Source organism: Polystyrenella longa, from assembly GCF_007750395.1.
GTDB lineage: Bacteria > Planctomycetota > Planctomycetia > Planctomycetales > Planctomycetaceae > Polystyrenella > Polystyrenella longa.
Window position 1 is genome coordinate 1438767 of sequence record NZ_CP036281.1, and the last position, 16205, is coordinate 1454971.

11 protein-coding genes and 1 pseudogene are annotated in these 16205 nt (G+C 51.8%); 5 read left to right on the forward strand and 7 right to left on the reverse strand.

Annotated features, from left to right (window positions below; all coding sequences use genetic code 11):
* Positions 1 to 469: 469 nt before the first annotated feature.
* The 3 genes from Pla110_RS05410 (at position 470) to Pla110_RS05420 (ending at position 6023) form a co-directional block, all read left to right on the forward strand.
* Positions 470 to 2590, forward strand: a complete 2121-nt coding sequence (locus tag Pla110_RS05410) for an alpha/beta fold hydrolase (RefSeq protein WP_144993996.1) — start codon at positions 470 to 472, stop codon at positions 2588 to 2590.
* Between the two features lie 179 nt (positions 2591 to 2769).
* Positions 2770 to 3861: an HD domain-containing protein gene (locus Pla110_RS05415; RefSeq protein ID WP_144993998.1), complete on the forward strand. Its 1092-nt coding sequence runs from the start codon at positions 2770 to 2772 to the stop codon at positions 3859 to 3861.
* 758 nt (positions 3862 to 4619) lie between these two features.
* Complete coding sequence (locus Pla110_RS05420) at positions 4620 to 6023, forward strand: MFS transporter (RefSeq protein WP_197440521.1); 1404 nt, start codon at positions 4620 to 4622, stop codon at positions 6021 to 6023.
* Between the two features lie 31 nt (positions 6024 to 6054).
* Here the strand turns inward: Pla110_RS05420 and Pla110_RS05425 are convergent, their stop codons facing one another.
* Entirely contained in the window at positions 6055 to 7305 is a 1251-nt protein-coding gene (locus tag Pla110_RS05425; RefSeq protein ID WP_197440522.1) for a lactate racemase domain-containing protein, read from the reverse strand.
* Positions 7306 to 7562: 257 nt separating this feature from the next.
* Here Pla110_RS05425 and Pla110_RS05430 point away from each other — a divergent pair, with 257 nt between their 5' ends.
* Both Pla110_RS05430 and Pla110_RS05435 read left to right on the forward strand, forming a co-directional pair.
* Positions 7563 to 8159, forward strand: a complete 597-nt coding sequence (locus Pla110_RS05430; protein ID WP_144994004.1) for an RNA polymerase sigma factor — start codon at positions 7563 to 7565, stop codon at positions 8157 to 8159.
* Between the two features lie 477 nt (positions 8160 to 8636).
* The gene (locus tag Pla110_RS05435; RefSeq protein WP_144994006.1) at positions 8637 to 9179 is read left to right on the forward strand and encodes a PspA/IM30 family protein; all 543 of its coding nucleotides are present in this window, start codon (positions 8637 to 8639) and stop codon (positions 9177 to 9179) included.
* Between the two features lie 18 nt (positions 9180 to 9197).
* On the opposite strand, the gene Pla110_RS05440 is transcribed toward Pla110_RS05435, so the two are convergent.
* From Pla110_RS05440 to Pla110_RS05465, 6 genes and pseudogenes are all read right to left on the reverse strand, one after another.
* Positions 9198 to 10100: a hypothetical protein gene (locus tag Pla110_RS05440; RefSeq protein WP_144994008.1), complete on the reverse strand. Its 903-nt coding sequence runs from the start codon at positions 10098 to 10100 to the stop codon at positions 9198 to 9200.
* A gap of 128 nt (positions 10101 to 10228) precedes the next feature.
* Positions 10229 to 10654, reverse strand: a complete 426-nt coding sequence (locus tag Pla110_RS05445; RefSeq protein WP_144994010.1) for a VOC family protein — start codon at positions 10652 to 10654, stop codon at positions 10229 to 10231.
* 40 nt (positions 10655 to 10694) lie between these two features.
* Positions 10695 to 11561 carry a radical SAM protein gene (locus Pla110_RS05450; protein ID WP_144994012.1) on the reverse strand — a complete coding sequence of 289 codons (867 nt, stop codon included), beginning with the start codon at positions 11559 to 11561 and terminating at the stop codon, positions 10695 to 10697.
* Between the two features lie 70 nt (positions 11562 to 11631).
* Positions 11632 to 12054 (reverse strand): annotated as a pseudogene (locus Pla110_RS22845) (GxxExxY protein).
* A gap of 71 nt (positions 12055 to 12125) precedes the next feature.
* A complete protein-coding gene (purL, locus tag Pla110_RS05460; RefSeq protein WP_144994014.1) occupies positions 12126 to 15035 on the reverse strand; it encodes a phosphoribosylformylglycinamidine synthase subunit PurL in 2910 nt (969 codons plus the stop codon).
* Between the two features lie 137 nt (positions 15036 to 15172).
* On the reverse strand, positions 15173 to 16045 hold the full coding sequence (locus Pla110_RS05465) for a prephenate dehydrogenase (protein ID WP_144994016.1): 873 nt from the start codon (positions 16043 to 16045) through the stop codon (positions 15173 to 15175).
* Between the last annotated feature and the right edge of the window lie 160 nt (positions 16046 to 16205).

Consider the following 16205-nt stretch of genomic DNA (forward strand, 5'->3'; position numbering starts at 1 on the left):
TAAAACTCTTTATCAAGGCGAAACCAAGACCGCTTACCGAATCGGAAAGCGGAGTGAGGAACAGAGGACGTCGGTCGGGTAACCACTCTGTGTGGGGTACATTCCCCACATACTGACTTTTATCGTACACTAAAAAAATTAAGCTGTTAACGAATTTTCATGGTCACCTAGATTTTTAAGCAATCCGACATAGACTGCCATATAAGGTTATGGGGGCCATTTCTCCTCTGTCTCCATAGGCTGGCGGAAGAGCGATTGTTTGTTAACGCAAGTCGATTGCGAAAACAAAGTTGGATTGACCTGTCGGCGAAAATCCCTATGGTACGCGGGATTTGTCTTTAATCCGTATCTTCATAACTGGAGCCAATTCGTGGGCATAGATGAGAGCAGGATGCTTTTCCATCGGACGCGATGATGGCGGAGGCGAGCGACTTTCGCCTCACGATACCTTTTAAGAAGTCTGACAAGGATGTCCGCGTTCGCGTTATTTCACAGACGGCGACGCATCGTATTCGGAATCGTGCTGATTCTGGTGTGCGTTTGCGGAGTGTCGGGGTGCGCGACGAGCAGGCTGGTCAAAGTCCGGACAGTTCCGCAAAACCCCCTTTCGGAGAAACTGAAACTCTCCGCCTGGCGCGGTCCCAAACCGAGTGAACGTACGGTACAAACACTGAGGCGATACGACCTGACCGAATCCGGTGGCGATCCCAGCCCCGAGGCACTTCAGGGGTTGATGGAGTATTACCGAAAGACGCCCAGCCATGAGACTTGTTACGCGATTTCCGAGCTGAGTTATCTCGCCGGGAAAGACCTCGAACGGTCTCATAACCAGGCGGCGATGCAGCATTATTTCAACTGCGTGCTTTATTCGTACGAGTATCTGTTTCATCCTCGTTTCGCCGATTCGGCAAATCCGTATGACCCCCAGTTTCGGGGAGCCTGTGATCTCTACAATGTGTCGCTCGAGGCGGGACTGCGTCAAATTCAGAAGGCAGGCCAGTTAAAGCCAGGGTTCCGAAAAATCGATATGGTGGGCGGACGTGAAGTCGAGTTCTCCATTCGATCTGAAGGATTGAACTGGCGCGATCAGGAATTTGATCAATTCAAGTTTGTTTCTGATTACCAACTGACAGGCCTGACTAATAAATATCGCACACATGGACTCGGCGTCCCCATGATCGCCGTTCGCTCCAGTAAATCGAGCGGAGCTCTCCAGGACAAATATTACGCACCTAATCTCAGTTTCCCGATCACTGCCTTTCTCCGATTGAAGAAAGATGAGTCGAATCCCAACGCCCCCTTACAAGCGGAGTTGGAATTGAAAGATCCGCTGGAGCAAACCCGCATTCAGGTAGCGAACTATGAAATTCCTCTCGAAAGCGATATCAGTACGCCGCTCGCCTATTTTCTCGACAGCCCGAAGTTGAAACATCTTGATACCTACGGCCTCGTCTGGGCAGACAAAGCGAAGGAAATTTCGGGCCTGTATATGGTTCAACCTTATCAACCAGGCAAGATTCCGGTGTTGATGGTTCATGGTCTCTGGTCGAGCCCGATGACCTGGATGGAAATGATGAACGACCTGCGCGGAGTTCCCGAAATCCGCGATCGATATCAGTTTCTGTTCTACCTGTACCCCAGTGGTCAACCTTTCTGGGAGACGACGGCCGATCTTCGCGACAATCTGCAGGAATTGCGAACGACTTTCGCGCACATGGATCAAGAGCATGAACTCGATGAGATGGTGGTGGTCGGGCACAGCATGGGGGGATTGGTTTCTCGTATGTTGACCTCCCATGGCGGGGATGTCTATTGGAACAAAATCAGTGAAAAGCCAATTCAGCAAGTTGGCGGTTCCGAGGAATCTCAAGCTCAGTTGAAACGACTGTTCTATTTTGAACCAGAACAATCGATCAAACGGGTGGTAACCATTGGTAGTCCAAATCAGGGATCGGGTTTAGCAAATAACTTCACCCAATGGTTGGGGCGCAAGTTGATTTCGCTGCCAGGGCATACGATGGAAGCTGGGATGAGTATCCTGACGCTTGATCCCTCCGGTTTACTGAACGAGATATCATCGGCGACGAGCATCGATTCTCTGTCACCGAAGTCTCCGATCCTACAGGCGAATTTTGAATCGAAAAAAGCCGAATGGGTGCGGTATCACAACGTGGTGGGGATCACCTCTGATAAACCTCTCGAACAGAATTCCGATGGCGTTGTCCCATACTTGAGTGCTCATTTGGATTCCGTCGAGTCCGAAGTTGTCGTACACGCGGAGCATAGTAAACTTCATCGTCATCCGAAAACCGTCCTCGAAGTTCAACGAATTCTGCTGGATCACCTTCAGCAGGTCGACGCAACTTCCCATTCCGATGTGATTCACGCTGGACAGCGCGAGGATCAACTGGGTGGTGCGAACCAGGGGCATTCGCTGCCACGACGACAAGTTGAATCGCCCGAGTTCGAACCGCAACAAACAGTGCAGTCCGAGATGAAATGGACACCCCCATCGTCGGCCCGCCTCCAGCGAGCCCCCGTAATTGATCAGGGGGAATGGAGTCCAGCGGGGAAATCTCTCGCCCCTTAATCGAGTGGTGCTTTTCTGCTTTTGGGCGAGCAGGAAGATAACTTGCCCTGTTCCTCGTGTGACAAACCGATAATATTGTCGGCAGACGAACCTTCCTAGTTTACGATTAACAGTTCTTATTGAGTGATCACTCCCCCGGAGTGATTGTGCTACAGTTCGAATGTGAACTGCCTCCTTAAATGGCGAATGAAAAACTGCGTCGGCAGATTGTCTTTGAAGCTGCCCGAATGATGTACCACCGGCAGGAAAAAGAGTATTACCGGGCCAAAATGAAAGCGGCTCGTAAAATCTGTCAGGGATGGGTGAAACCGTCCGAACTGCCCAGCAATGCCGAAATTCGGTTCGAGATACAACGCTTTACCACTATCTACGAAGCGGATGGTCATCAGGATAAATTACAGGAGATGCGAATCGAGGCACTCCGGTTTCTCCGACTGCTACGTGGATTCAAACCACGCGCAATCGGCAGTACGCTCACGGGCCATATTCGCAAAGGTTCCGATGTCGATATCCACGTATTCGCCGCGTCGACCTCTTCTGTGACGACTTGCCTCGATCAAGAGGGCATGGAATTCACCGTCGAGCAGAAACATGTTCGGAAGAACGGGGAAGAACAAACCTTCGTGCACATCCATGTGGAGGAGCGGTATCCCGTCGAACTGACGATTTATCCGTCCGACAAAGCCCAATACGTTTTCAAGTCTTCCATTACGGGAAAGGCGATGGAACGCGCCTCGCTATCCGAGTTTGAACAGTTCCTCCAGACGCAATACCCCGAATTGAAACTGGATGAGGCTGTCGAAGAAGCCGAGGACCGACTGGATCGTTTTCAGGTTTATGCCTCGCTACTGTTCCCGCTTGGTCAAGTCAAGCAGAGCCGGAAGTACCACCCGGAAGGGGACGCTCTGTATCACAGTTTGCAGGTCTACGATCTGATGTGCGACGAAGTCCCTTACGACGAGGAAATGCTACTCGCGGCCTTATTGCATGATGTCGGAAAGGGAATTGATCCGCTGGACCATGTGCAGACAGGGCTCGAAGCTCTTTCCGGGTTTATCACCGAACGAACCCACTGGTTGATCGAGCACCACATGGAAGCACACAAGATGGCGGATGGAACAATCGGAATGCGGGCCCGGCGTCGGTTAAAGGAATCGGAATACTACGAAGACCTGATACTCCTCGGTGAATGCGATCGCGGCGGCCGAGAAAAAGGTGTCGAAGTCCCAGAAGTAGAGGAAGCTCTCGATTACATTCGGAGTTTGTTGTAGTGCTCTAACATTCCATTAGTTGTCAGGCCGCGAACAAGTTGAATTTGCACCATAAAGGCACTAAGGGCACTAACAGTTTAAAAGAGATACAGGCTGGCCTCCGATTCACCACGGATCGAAAACGAACGATTTCTTACCAACTTGATTCTTTGTGGTTTCTTTGTTTCTTTGTTTCTTTGTTTCTTTGTTTCTTTGTGCCTTCGTGGTTTTGAATAGCTCCCCGGGATCTATGGATAACTACCAGCTGGCGGGAGTGAAAGCACGAAGAAGCCGGGCTGGTGTTCATCAGCTGCCTGAACGGACGATGTTGGTGAGAGTCGTTTCCCGAGTTTAGTCATATATTTTTGAATATGATCTTCCGCTACGTAAAAACGTCCGCTAAAACAGGTCAACCTGATCCCTTTTAAGTATTCGCCCCTTCAGTTGATCAGGATACCCGGAGATTAGCAGTCGAGTTCGGACGCACTCCGGAAGGCTTACCCAGCGCAATATAGGGAAGCATCTGCTCCTTCCGACGGACCTCAGGCCTTTCGGAAACGGATCGAAACACACGGCGACCACGCGAGATGAACCCCGGTGGTATTCTTCTTGTCCAGAAGGATACTCCAGCAGCGCTCCCGTACTGCACCCTTTAACCAGATAATTTCAGAATGAACCAAGACTGTTCCAATTCGACCTTCCCGGAAACCTGTCCCACCGAGTCTTCCTTGCCGGAGAATACCGGTTCATCGGTGACTTGCGCAAATTCAGACGGCGAAATGTCCTCAGTGAAAACTCTCTCGTCGGGAAATTTTGATCTGAATTCGAACCACGAAGAATCCCCCCGACCTTCTTTCAAATTCTGGGGCGGAAGTATCCTCGGCCTGGCCGCGTTGGCGATGTTCATGTCGGGACCGGGCCAGTCGTATTCGGTTGCCATCTTTATCGATCCGATGTTGAAAAGCCTGGACTTATCAAACAGCTTTTTTGCAGGTTGGTTTATCAGCGATGCTTCCCGCGCGAGCGGAACGTTAGACCGCACGATTTACTCTGCCGCCTATACACTCGCCACTCTGGTCGGTGGGTTCTGCCTTCCCTTCATGGGGCGAGGGCTGGATAAATATGGAGCCCGGGTAATGCTGCCACTGGTTGCAGTTCTCCTGGGCATCTCCTGCTACTCCATGTCGCTCGTGACCAGCTTTGTTGGTCTCTGTTTGGGATTCACGGCGATTCGGTGTCTGGGGCAGGGGACTTTGACTCTCATCTCCACCTGGATGGTTAGTGAATGGTTCGCTCGACGACGGGGTATCGCGACTGGTTTGATCAGCGTCGGTGGTACTTTGTCCGTTCTCTTTTTCCCTCAACTGAATCGTTTCGTGATTGAACGATTCGACTGGCAAACCGGTTGGCTGGTTTGCGGAGGGATTGTCGTTTTATCATTGGTTGTTCCCAGTCTCTTTCTGGTTCGGAACCGTCCAGAGGATATCGGTTTATACCCTGACGGCGCTCCCGGCCCAGTTGCCGCAGAGGAAGCCCGCGTTAACCAGGAAATCAAAAAACCGGAACCACAATTGTTACTTCCCGATGAAGAATCATTCGAATTAGGGGAGGCGATCCGTTCTCCAGAGTTCTGGAAAGTGACGATGGTCATCAGCGTCAGCGCCATGCTGGGAACGGGTCTCATTTTCCATCAGCTTTCGATGCTGGAAGAACGAAATATTTCCGCTCTGTGGGCGGTGAACCTGATCGGGTTTCAAGCAATTATGGCGACTGTAGCCAGTCTGGTCGCGGGTTACATGTGTGATAAAAATATGATCCGAGCAGCACTCATTACGTCGATGGTTGCATTGACGGTCAGTGTTCTTGTTCTGTTAATCATGCCCGTGGCCTGGTTCGCGATCATCTACTCGGGCTGTCTCGGTTTTCAAGGTGGAACACTTCGCAGCGCAGGGACGGTTGTCTGGCCGAACTATTTTGGAAGGTTGCATCAGGGGTCCGTCAGGGGAATGGCACTGTCGATCCAGATTTACGCCGCCGCCCTGGGTACGCTTCCGCTGGCCTTCTCCAAAGACTTCTTTGGAACCTACCAGTACGGATTGATCTTCTTTCTGGTGCTCCCCTTGTTCGCCGGGATCTGGGTTTCCACGTTGAAACGACCAGCCCGAAACACAGTCGAAGCGTAAACGGATTCTTCGCAGCAGACTCGCCGCGGTTTTAGTCGTTGAGATTAACGGCACCGTGGACGTTCTGAGCGGAGCCGATGATACCGGTAGAGCCGAGTTCGTTCTGTAGCAGACGGGTGAGGTCAGCTTCGTCGGTGATAGGGATCATGAAGAGATCCTCTAGATAGTCCCCTTCTAACGAACTGAGCAGATAAATCCGCGCCCAGTCGAGGGCACGCGCCAGTTGTGACGCGGGGATCACATCCTCCGGCATCGTCTCCCGAAGAGAACGCATCGCATCCGTAGGGAATTCACTCCGGGCTATCTGGTTAATTCCGTTTCCAGCTGGTTCCTGCAATTGGGAGAGGACAATGATGCGACCCTCATGCTCGACCAGCTTACGCCCCGTTTCAATCGCTGCACAGACTTCTCGCCAACCATGCTGGCCCGTTCCCGATGTATCAACGGACACAACAACCGTTTCCAGTCGATCGGGGATTTGAACTGTCCAGTTTTGTTCGAGATGTTCCTTGCCCCGCCGCATAACCGATTCGGGGGCACCGGCCAGCACATGAGACACGCCACCTTGTTCGGACGCGATAACCTGCAAGGTAATTTGAATTCCGAGCAACCAGCCGATTTCTTCGACGAGTTGATGTAACTGTCGTTCGTCTTCCGGTTCGAGTTCAACATTCGCCTGACCGTGGGACTTCTTAATGTCCTCCTCGGACGACATTCCCGGATAGAGCGTGCTGAAGTTGCCTTTGTAACCAAGCAGGGGGGCGAAAGCGATTTGTCCAATCGGAAAAATAAAATCGGCTTCGATAATCGCCGGGTCAAGATAGATGCGGTCCGAGGTGCTGCTGGATGCGAGGTACGAACCTCCATTCGGCAGCGAGGCATCATGTTCGACGACTTTGATCTCGGCACCGCATTGCTCTTGAAGATGCTTCTGCAACTGTTCAATCAGCAGACTACTACTGTGAGCAGGGAGCAGAACGGTGATTTGTTCTGGCTTCACCCCTTTGTGCAGAGCGATCTCGCAAACCGTCTCTACGAGCGTAGCCGCTTCCGGTGTTTCGGGATCGAGGACGATCACCATCCGGTCGTCGGGAATCATACATCGGGAGAAAGGAGGGAAATCGAGTGGTTCTTCCAAGGCTTCCCGAACGCGGGATTTGAGGTCGTCGCAGCGCGGAGGGGCTCTAAACGTGGAAATTACGTTCTCTTCCGGAATCTCTAACCGGATGTTCCCGGTGGTTCCGTATTGCAGTTCAAACGTCATTTTCCCATTTTTTTTCACGGTTTGATTCTTCAGGTCGAATTCTGTTGGTTGGATACTGCTTCAAAGTCCGCAGAGAAAGGAGTACAATGCAGCCCACAGGAATCCTGCTCAGAGAAATCCTGTGTAAGGTCGCCGAACTATAGGAACGGCACCTCCGGGATGCCATATTGAATGGTCGTCCCGGATAACTATTTCAAGGAATCCATTTTAGGCGATCATCTCACTGGAAAATAGACCAGCCTCGCTTTCTCTTCTTTCCCATACCGGTTTCGCACATGCACGAAGATGACGATTTAATGCTCCGCATCCAAAGCGGCGAAACCGATGCGTACGAAACGCTGGTACAGAAGTATCAACCGCAGTTGATAGGTTTCTTTTATCGCAACATTCGCGATTCGCAGATGGCGGAAGATCTCTCGCAGGACACGATGCTGCGAATATACGATCAAGCGTGGGATTATCTTCCCCGGGGGAAGTTTCGCGGCTGGATGTATCGCATCGCCCGGAACCTGATGATCGACAGTATTCGCAGACAATCGCGCGACGCTTTGGTGCATGCCTACAAGGGTAAAAAAGAGGACGAAGACGATGGCCTCGCTCGCATACGGGATGAAATCCTCTCTCCGCAGGACCGGGCGCATCAGGCGGAATTATCCGAGTTGGTCGACAGCCTGCTCCAGGAAATACCCGACGAACAACGATTGACCTTCACCTTACATCATTATTCCCAGCTCAGTTTGCCGGAAGTGGCTGAAATTATGGAGTCGGCGCTTCCGACGACCAAAAGCCGTCTAAGGTTGGCGCGAGAAAAGCTACAGGAAAAATTGAAAGAACGAGGAATCGACGCTTCGCACAGCACATCGGATTCCTGAATAAAATCGCCTGAGTAATTCAGAACGAATAAATGAGGCTGAGAAGGATTTTCAGGAGGCTGTTCGGACTGGAGCCCACAAGTTGTACGACCTATTTTGTAAATAACCTTTCATTCGCTGAATTACGGCGAATGAGGGAATCCACTGACTTTTTCACCGGGATTTTAATACTCAATTCAAAAAAAAGAAAAAGACCATGATCCTCCGGGAGAAACGGGGCGTATTCCCTGCTGTGGGCCGACGGTGGTCGCACCACCTGTTTTTCCTCCAGGGGTCTGTTCTCAGACCGTTTCCTGGAATCCATCCGGATGAACGATGGCTGCGTGCTCTGTTTAATTAGTATATTTAATTAGATTGATACCGACACAAATCCATTTTCATGACGGTCCGGAGACTTTCTGGTTTTTTCCCTTTCAAGGAATTGAGACGGATCATTCCAACTGATGGCCACTCACTGATGGCCGAACGGGTGTAAACATGACTTATTTCAGTCGTTTAACTGATATTGTATCCTGCAATCTTTCTGAAATTCTGGCTTCCAAAGAAGACCCCGGCAAAGCGCTGGAAGTGATCATTCTGGAAATGAAGGAGGGAGTGGCTGGTGCCGAGCGCGCCGTCAAAAACTCCCAGCGGCAGGAAGAACGAATTCTGTCCGAACTCGATACCTACCGGGGCGAGTTAGCAACATGGCTGGCCGAAGCGCGAGACGCTCTTCAACAGGGCAACGAAGAATCGGCCCGTAAAGCACTCCATCGCAAACAGGAAATGGAAGATGTGGTCGCCGGGCTGGAGCAGCAGCATAAAGCGGCTCAGGCGACGGTCAAACATCTAACGACCACCTTCCGCGCTGTGGAAGGGCGACTGAACGAAGCCCTGCGTAAACAGGCTCAGTTGCAGGGAGAGTCCGTAGCCGATGTCGCGACTTCGTCCGTGGGAACCCCTCCATCGTCGCTCGATGTCGAACGGAACAAGAGCATTGAAGACGAACTGGAAAACCTGAAAAAAGAACTCGGGATGTAACAGATTGCACTCCGTTCATTAGCGAACGAACCAGCGCATGGCATGTTTGGATTCTGACTTCACGAATTCCTGCGTGAGTGGATCCAGCAATTGGCGAGCCAGGAATCCATCGGTACGAGGCATTAACCAGCCGCAGTCCCAATTGCGAGAAGCATACTGCAAGGGTATGTTCGGCAGAACCCGGACGAGGGGATGGCTGCCTGCCGAGAAGATGCGGGTTTGGGTGTGATAGTAACCGGGGCCAAGCTGAATGAAGACTTCGTGCGGCAGGGAGGAATCGTCCCGGGAGAGATCTTCGCAGAGGTTAGTGATTCCGACCTTAAGTTCACAACCGGTGCGAAAAGAATCAGCGAATTCATCCAGCGAACCACTCAGGACTTTCCCATTTTCATCGTGATGCAGCAACTCGCGCCAGTCGTCACGGACGCAGAACCGATATTCACCGAAGTCGTAAATGAAGTTATGCGAAGGTCCACGGGTTCCGGCATCCCAGTTATCCAGCGCATGGTACTTGGGCATATTCGCCGGTACTTCCAGCGGACTTGGCCCCGGTTTACCTGTTACCGGTTCTTTATCGAGATACGGACGCGCAATCGCCTGTTGCCCATTCTGGTTGTACATAAAGAACGACATCGAAGGGCGAGGGCCAAAACCGTAGGGAGGTTCAATCGGTTGACGTAATGTCATGATCCCGGCGGACCAGCGATTGTCGATCAGATAAGTCACCCGGAACTCAGAAACTTCTTCAACAAGTTCGTCGTTTTCGGCACCGGGGACCAAGTGTTCGTTATGCCGAAATTCGGTGTAGATACGAAGGTCGGCACCCCGGCGAATGGCGACGTTCAGCTTGTCCGTCGAACCCGCAATCGGTTCTCGCTTTTCATTCAATGTCAGAACTGATTGCCATGAGGAAGGTGCCATGAAGGACTTTCTAGAGCGTGTCTTCGAAAACCGGAGCGGATACCGGCGGCTCAAAAAAAGTTTTCACTCGTTTTTTGCACTGACCAGCCGCCACTGTTATTTAAACGAGATTTGGTACAACCCCAAGTTCAATCAAACAGCATTCCGCCAGCTTGGTCTAGAATGGCTTTTGGGTTCCAGGCAACTTCCCATAGGTGGCCGTCGATGTCCGCGAAGTAACCGCTGTGTCCACCCCAGAAAACATCCTGCGCGGGTTTCACGATGTTTCCGCCCGCAGACTCGGCGAGCTTAAGGATTTCAGAAACTTCTTCTTTAGAGCGGACATTGTGCGCGATAGTCACACCACGAAAGCCGGTTCCTTCGGCGGGGACGGACGCATCTTCCGCAAGTTTGTCCCACGGATACAAACTGAGAACCAGGTTACTCAGATTGAAAAACGCGATGTTTTCGTTGCTGGAGGAAGCGAGCGAAAATCCCAGCCCCTGTTCGTAGAACTCAACAGATTTCTTCAGATCGTGGACACCCAGTCCGAGCATACTGACGCGTGGTTCCATGGAAGATTCTCCAGATGGTGGATAGTGAGTAGAGCTGAATTCAACGACCGTAATAAACTTCAGCGGACAAACCCGTCGAGTTTTCAACCTGCGTCGCAATTTCGTCGACCTTTGCGTCAGCCAGAGGCGTGACATAACTTTCCGTCGTCTGGCGAGCGATCGTGTAGACCTGCACCAGTTTGATTTGTCCACCCGCGTCCTTGATCTCATTGAGCCGGTCGCAATAGGCGGCGATCTCTGCTGGAGTGGGGGGCTCGTCGTGGACATTCATAAACAGCGATTGAATGACCAGCGGGCGGACCTGCGCGGCGGCAGCGATGTTGTCTAGTACCTGTTGGAATTTGATACGCGACCGGTCGATCAGTTCGTAATATTCCTGCGTACCCGCATCGAGCTTCGCCCAGACTTCACCATTGTTTTTGTCGAGGACTTCCAGTCCGCGTTGCACAACTGGGCGATGAAACATGCTGGCGTTGGTGATGAGGACCATCTTGCAATCGTCCAGATCATGTTCGGCTTTGATATCGGCCGCCAGTTGCATCAGCTCATCGAAGTTCTTGTAAGTTGTCGGTTCCCCGTCACCAGAGAAGGCGACATCGTTCAACCTCCGAAGTCCCGCCGGGACTTCCTGAAACTTCTCTTCTTTAAAGAGGTCACCCGATTTGACGAATTCGAACATATGCTCTAGTTCCACCAGTAATTGATCGAGACCCACGAACCTTGTTTCCGATTCGCTGCGGCGATCAACCTGACAGTAGATGCAATCAAAATTGCAAATCTTATCCGGGTTCAAGTTCACCCCAATTGAGATCCCTTTACTTCGTCGGGACAGTACCGGGTAGACGAACTTATTCTGCTGCCAGGAACGCGAATGATCCTGATACAGATTGAGAGAAGAATCACTCATGATATTCGGCTCCTTTCTGGCTGAGTTGTGGGTTTTATTTTCAACACGAAGGCACGAAGACACAAAGGGGTTAATGAGCTATTCGATGTATGTCCTGTTTAATTCGCGGTACGTTGAAATTAATAATGAATCCAAGCCGCAAGCGGGTTAATCTCAAGTAAATCAGGAGTTGAGCCTTGTGAACTGTAAGTACTGTTTCGACCGCTTTCAACTCGAGGACAATCGAGTTGTCCACTAGCATGTCGAGCCGTAATCCCGATTCTAAATTTAAGTTTTAGTAAACAACCGGAAATGGGACTTCTTGTGCAAAGCTAATGTTTCGCAATGAAAGTTCATGACAAAGACAGGCTTGGTAAACAGATTCCAATAATCCCGGTCCAAGTTCTTTATGGACTTGAGAACAGGAATCCACAATAGCCGTCGCGAGGGTTTCTAAGTGCTCAGGCATCGGGACAAAGTGCTCAGGCATCGGGACAAAGTCTGATGTATTCATCTTTGTGTCTTCGTGCCTTCGTGTTGAAAAAAACTCTCAATCAAAATGAAAGTTCTAGAACCTGGCTCTGCTTACCATGCCAGAGGGCTTTTCCATGCGGTTTTCAGTTCGTAGAGATCGGCATCGATGATGGCTTTGCCTGATTTTCCTTTGATGATCACCTGGTTATTGTTGGTCACTTCACCCAGAACAACCAGTGGCAAATCTTCGAAGTGGGCTTCGAAGGCTTCGGCCTGTTGGGGGATGACTTCGACTACGAAGCGGGTGTTACTTTCAGAGAAGAGGGCGACCGCCTCCGAAAGTTCGCATTGAGCGAGCAATTTCGAAAGGTCGACATCAATTCCCAGTTCTCCCGCGAAAGACATTTCCGCGAGAGCGACGGCGAGTCCACCTTCGCTTAAATCGTGACAGCTACGAATCGTTCCGTTCATGATCGCGTCGTGCAGTTCCTGAAAGATCAACGGGGCCTGAACCAGGTCGACCTGGGGGACCTGGCCACCGGACTTGCCAGTGACTTTCAGATAATGGCTTCCGGCCATTTCCTCTTTAGTATTGCCGATCAGATAGAGTCGGTTGCCCGCCTCCTTGAGGTCCATGGTAAGTGATTTCTTGACGTCGGGAATTTGTCCTAAGGCACTGATCAACAGAGTCGATGGAATGGCGACTGTTTTTTGTTCGCCCGATTCAGTCAGGTAGGAGAACTCGTTGTTCAAGCTGTCTTTACCGCTGACGAAGGGGGTGCCGAAGGCCTGAGCAACTTCCTGGCAGGCGAGGGCGGCACGGACCAGGCTTCCCAGTACTTCCGGTTTCTCGCAGTTGCCCCAGCAGAAGTTGTCGAGAATCGCGATACGACTCGGGTCGGCACCTACAGCGACACAATTTCGAACCGCTTCATCAATGGCCGAGGCAGCCATCCAGTATGGGTCAAAATCGCCGAATTCGGGATTCATACCATTGGAGATGACCAGTCCACGAGAGCTGGTCAGGTCAGGTCGCACGACGGCGGCATCGGCAGGGCCATCGGACTGAGCACCCACAAGTGGTTTCACCACGCTGCCTGCCTGGACTTCATGGTCGTACTGGCGAATGATCCATTCTTTACTACAGACGTTGAGCGAACCCAGGATCGCTTTCAGTTCCTCGTTAAAAGAAGCTTGGTCCGTCAGTTCGACAGGACTGCTGGCGGGGGGCTGATAATTTGCTTCCCGAATAACGGGGGGCCGACCGTCGTGAAGAAATTCCATACTGACGTCCCCGACGATCTGGTCTTCGTATTTCAGGACCAGATGTTTGGTGTCAGTGAATTTTCCGATGATGGTCGCTTCCACACCCTCTGCGGCACAAAGCGCCTCGAAGGCTTCCCAGCTCATGGGGGGAACCGCAAGGACCATCCGTTCCTGTGCTTCGGAAATCCAGATTTCGTGATAAGCCAAGCCGGAGTATTTGAGAGGACACTTTTCAAGCCAGACTTCGGCACCCGTCTTCTCGCCCATTTCACCCACGGCACTGCTGAAGCCACCCGCTCCGCAGTCGGTCAGGGCGCTGTAGAGATTTCGGTCGCGGGCTTCGAGAATGACGTCGTGCATCATCTTTTCGGTGATGGCGTTCCCAATTTGTACCGCTCCACCGGAGAGGCTTTCGCTCTCTTCGGTTAGTTCGGCAGAAGAGAATGTGGCTCCGTGAATACCATCGCGGCCCGTTCGGCCACCGACGGCGACGATGTAGTCACCGGGGGACATATTGCCAAAGCATTTGTCTGTGGGGATCATCGCGACGTTGCCACAATAGACGAGCGGGTTACCGAGGTAGCGGTCGTCGAAGAACACCGAGCCGTTAACGGTCGGAATGCCCATACGGTTTCCATAATCGCGAACCCCCGCGACAACCCCTTCCATGACGGCTTTGGGGTGCAGCGTCCCTGGAGGCAAATCGCTGTAAGCAGTTTTCGGATCGGCAAAGCAGAAGACGTCGGTGTTACAAACTGGCTTCGCGCCCAGTCCGGTTCCCAGCGGATCGCGGATGACGCCACCCATACCGGTATTCGCTCCACCGTAAGGTTCCAGAGCAGAAGGGTGGTTATGTGTTTCGACTTTAATACAGACATTCTGTTTTTCGTCGAACTTCACGATCCCGGCGTTGTCGGAAAAGACGCTGACGCACCAGTCGTCGTCGCCCAGTTCTTTCCGGATATTGACCGTGGCTGCGAAGATCGTTTCTTTCAGCATGTTTTCAAAGTGGAGATCGCGACTTTCGTCGACGTAGTGAATGCGGCCCGCCAAGGTTTTGTGCGAGCAATGTTCGCTCCAGGTTTGGGCAACCGTTTCGAGTTCGATGTCGGTAGGGTCGCGGTCCAGTTCCTGGAATTGTTTCTGAATCGTCTGCATTTCGACGAGGCTCAGATAAAGTTGCCCCTCTTTTGCCAGCTTTTCGAGATCACTGTCCGACATGGTGCGAATGGGTACGGTGATCAGTTCGAATTCGTAATCACTTCCCAAACCGATCGTGGTGAGTTGCAGTGGCCCTTCGACAATTTGCTCGATGGCGTCGTTGGCCAGGACTCGTTTTGAGACGAGTTGCAGATCGGCCGGTTTAGCATCGTTGTTGAAAGTGTATTTACGGCAGGTGGAAACGGCGGTGACATCAATTCCCTGTGAAGCCAATGCCTTCTGAGTGCTGGAGGCGACATTGTCGGTCACGCCCGATTTGAACAGCACGTTCAACAGAAGTTCGCCTGCAGTCGTATCAGCGGCAGAAGTGGGCAGAGAGTGGATGGTGAAGTTCTCAACGACGGTATCCGCCAGCAAGTTCCTCGCGATCTTTTCGACCACTGTCTTTTCCTGAGGACCTTCGATCAGAAAAGAGCGAGTCGCGTGGACTTCTTTGACGGAATCGGCGCCCAGATGGCCTGCTTCGACGAGGACGCGTTCTGATTCTCGATTGATTTCACTGGAGACGGGTGAAATTTCGATTTCCCACAACATGCTTTTTGATCTTTCCTTCGAGAGTAGAACAGACAAAGCTGTTCAGTGGTGACCCTTTCCTTTCAGGGCAATTCCTCTGGAGAAAGGAGTTGGCCACCTATGATAAGCGGTGGGACAGATGTGAACCACCGTTCCGGTTATGAGGACAGTCCGTCCCGGTTTCTTTTGGCGTTTTCGAGTAGATTTTGCAAGGTGGCCGCGTCCTGATTCTCAATCGCGGTCCGATATTGTTGTAACAGCGTTTGGAAATCATCGAGCTTGCGGAGCAACCCCTCTTGATTTCCCAGGAAAATTGCCTGCCACAGTCCCGGATCGCCCGAGGCGATCCGCGTCGTATCACGAAAACCGGTGGCGGCTAATTTGCGATCTGCGTCCGCTAAGCCACCACACAGCACGCTGGCAACGAGATGGGGGAGATGGCTGGTCTGGGCGAGGGCGATGTCATGCGTTTCCGCATCCATTTCGATCACCTGCATGTCGAGCATTTCCCACAAACGAATCACTCGTTTAAGTTGATCTGGAGGGGTATTTTCCACCGGAGTAACGACACAGACTCGGTCATCAAACAGATTCGCCTGGGCATGTTCGAATCCCTGTTTTTCCGATCCAGCCAGAGGGTGGGATCCAATAAAACAGACTCCGTCGGGAAGTCCTTCAGCAAGAGGGCCGCAAATGGACCCTTTGACGCTGCCACCATCTGTAATCAAAGTCCCCGGTTGAGCCGCGTCAGCTGCTTCTCGCACATTGTCGACGATTTGGTCGACGGGCGTGCAAACGATGATGAGGTCCGATTTAGCCGCCGCTTCTTTAATATCGGTGGTCGCTTCATCAATGAGACCGCGATCATGGGCTTCCTGCAACCGCTCTGGATTTCGCCCGACGCCATAAATTGTACCGGGGAAGTTCAGGATCTTCAGCGCGGCCGCAATCGACCCCCCGATCAGGCCTACGCCTTGAATCGTGATGTTTTGTGCAAAATCGAGACTGTTTTCCGCTGCGGAACTGTTCATAGCGTGTTAATTCTAAACCATTTTGAGCACAGATGCACCTGTGGCGAAAGGAGAATCCCGTCCTCAGATCGGGTGTTAGTTTCGGATAGGTTGTCACCAGCTTACTAAGTCCCATTCCAGCTCGGAAAGGGATCAACTGGTATAAATAAACAGCCTCCGC

What these genes read in the sequence shown, in the direction of transcription:
- Pla110_RS05430 (WP_144994004.1), top strand. Translation starts at nt 7,563, where the DNA reads ATGCACGAAGATGACGATTTAATGCTCCGCATCCAAAGCGGCGAAACC.
- Pla110_RS05415 (WP_144993998.1), top strand. Translation starts at nt 2,770, where the DNA reads ATGGCGAATGAAAAACTGCGTCGGCAGATTGTCTTTGAAGCTGCCCGA.
- Pla110_RS05450 (WP_144994012.1), bottom strand. Translation starts at nt 11,561, where the DNA reads ATGAGTGATTCTTCTCTCAATCTGTATCAGGATCATTCGCGTTCCTGG.
- Pla110_RS05445 (WP_144994010.1), bottom strand. Translation starts at nt 10,654, where the DNA reads ATGGAACCACGCGTCAGTATGCTCGGACTGGGTGTCCACGATCTGAAG.
- purL (WP_144994014.1), bottom strand. Translation starts at nt 15,035, where the DNA reads ATGTTGTGGGAAATCGAAATTTCACCCGTCTCCAGTGAAATCAATCGA.
- Pla110_RS05465 (WP_144994016.1), bottom strand. Translation starts at nt 16,045, where the DNA reads ATGAACAGTTCCGCAGCGGAAAACAGTCTCGATTTTGCACAAAACATC.
- Pla110_RS05440 (WP_144994008.1), bottom strand. Translation starts at nt 10,100, where the DNA reads ATGGCACCTTCCTCATGGCAATCAGTTCTGACATTGAATGAAAAGCGA.
- Pla110_RS05420 (WP_197440521.1), top strand. Translation starts at nt 4,620, where the DNA reads ATGTCCTCAGTGAAAACTCTCTCGTCGGGAAATTTTGATCTGAATTCG.
- Pla110_RS05435 (WP_144994006.1), top strand. Translation starts at nt 8,637, where the DNA reads ATGACTTATTTCAGTCGTTTAACTGATATTGTATCCTGCAATCTTTCT.
- Pla110_RS05410 (WP_144993996.1), top strand. Translation starts at nt 470, where the DNA reads ATGTCCGCGTTCGCGTTATTTCACAGACGGCGACGCATCGTATTCGGA.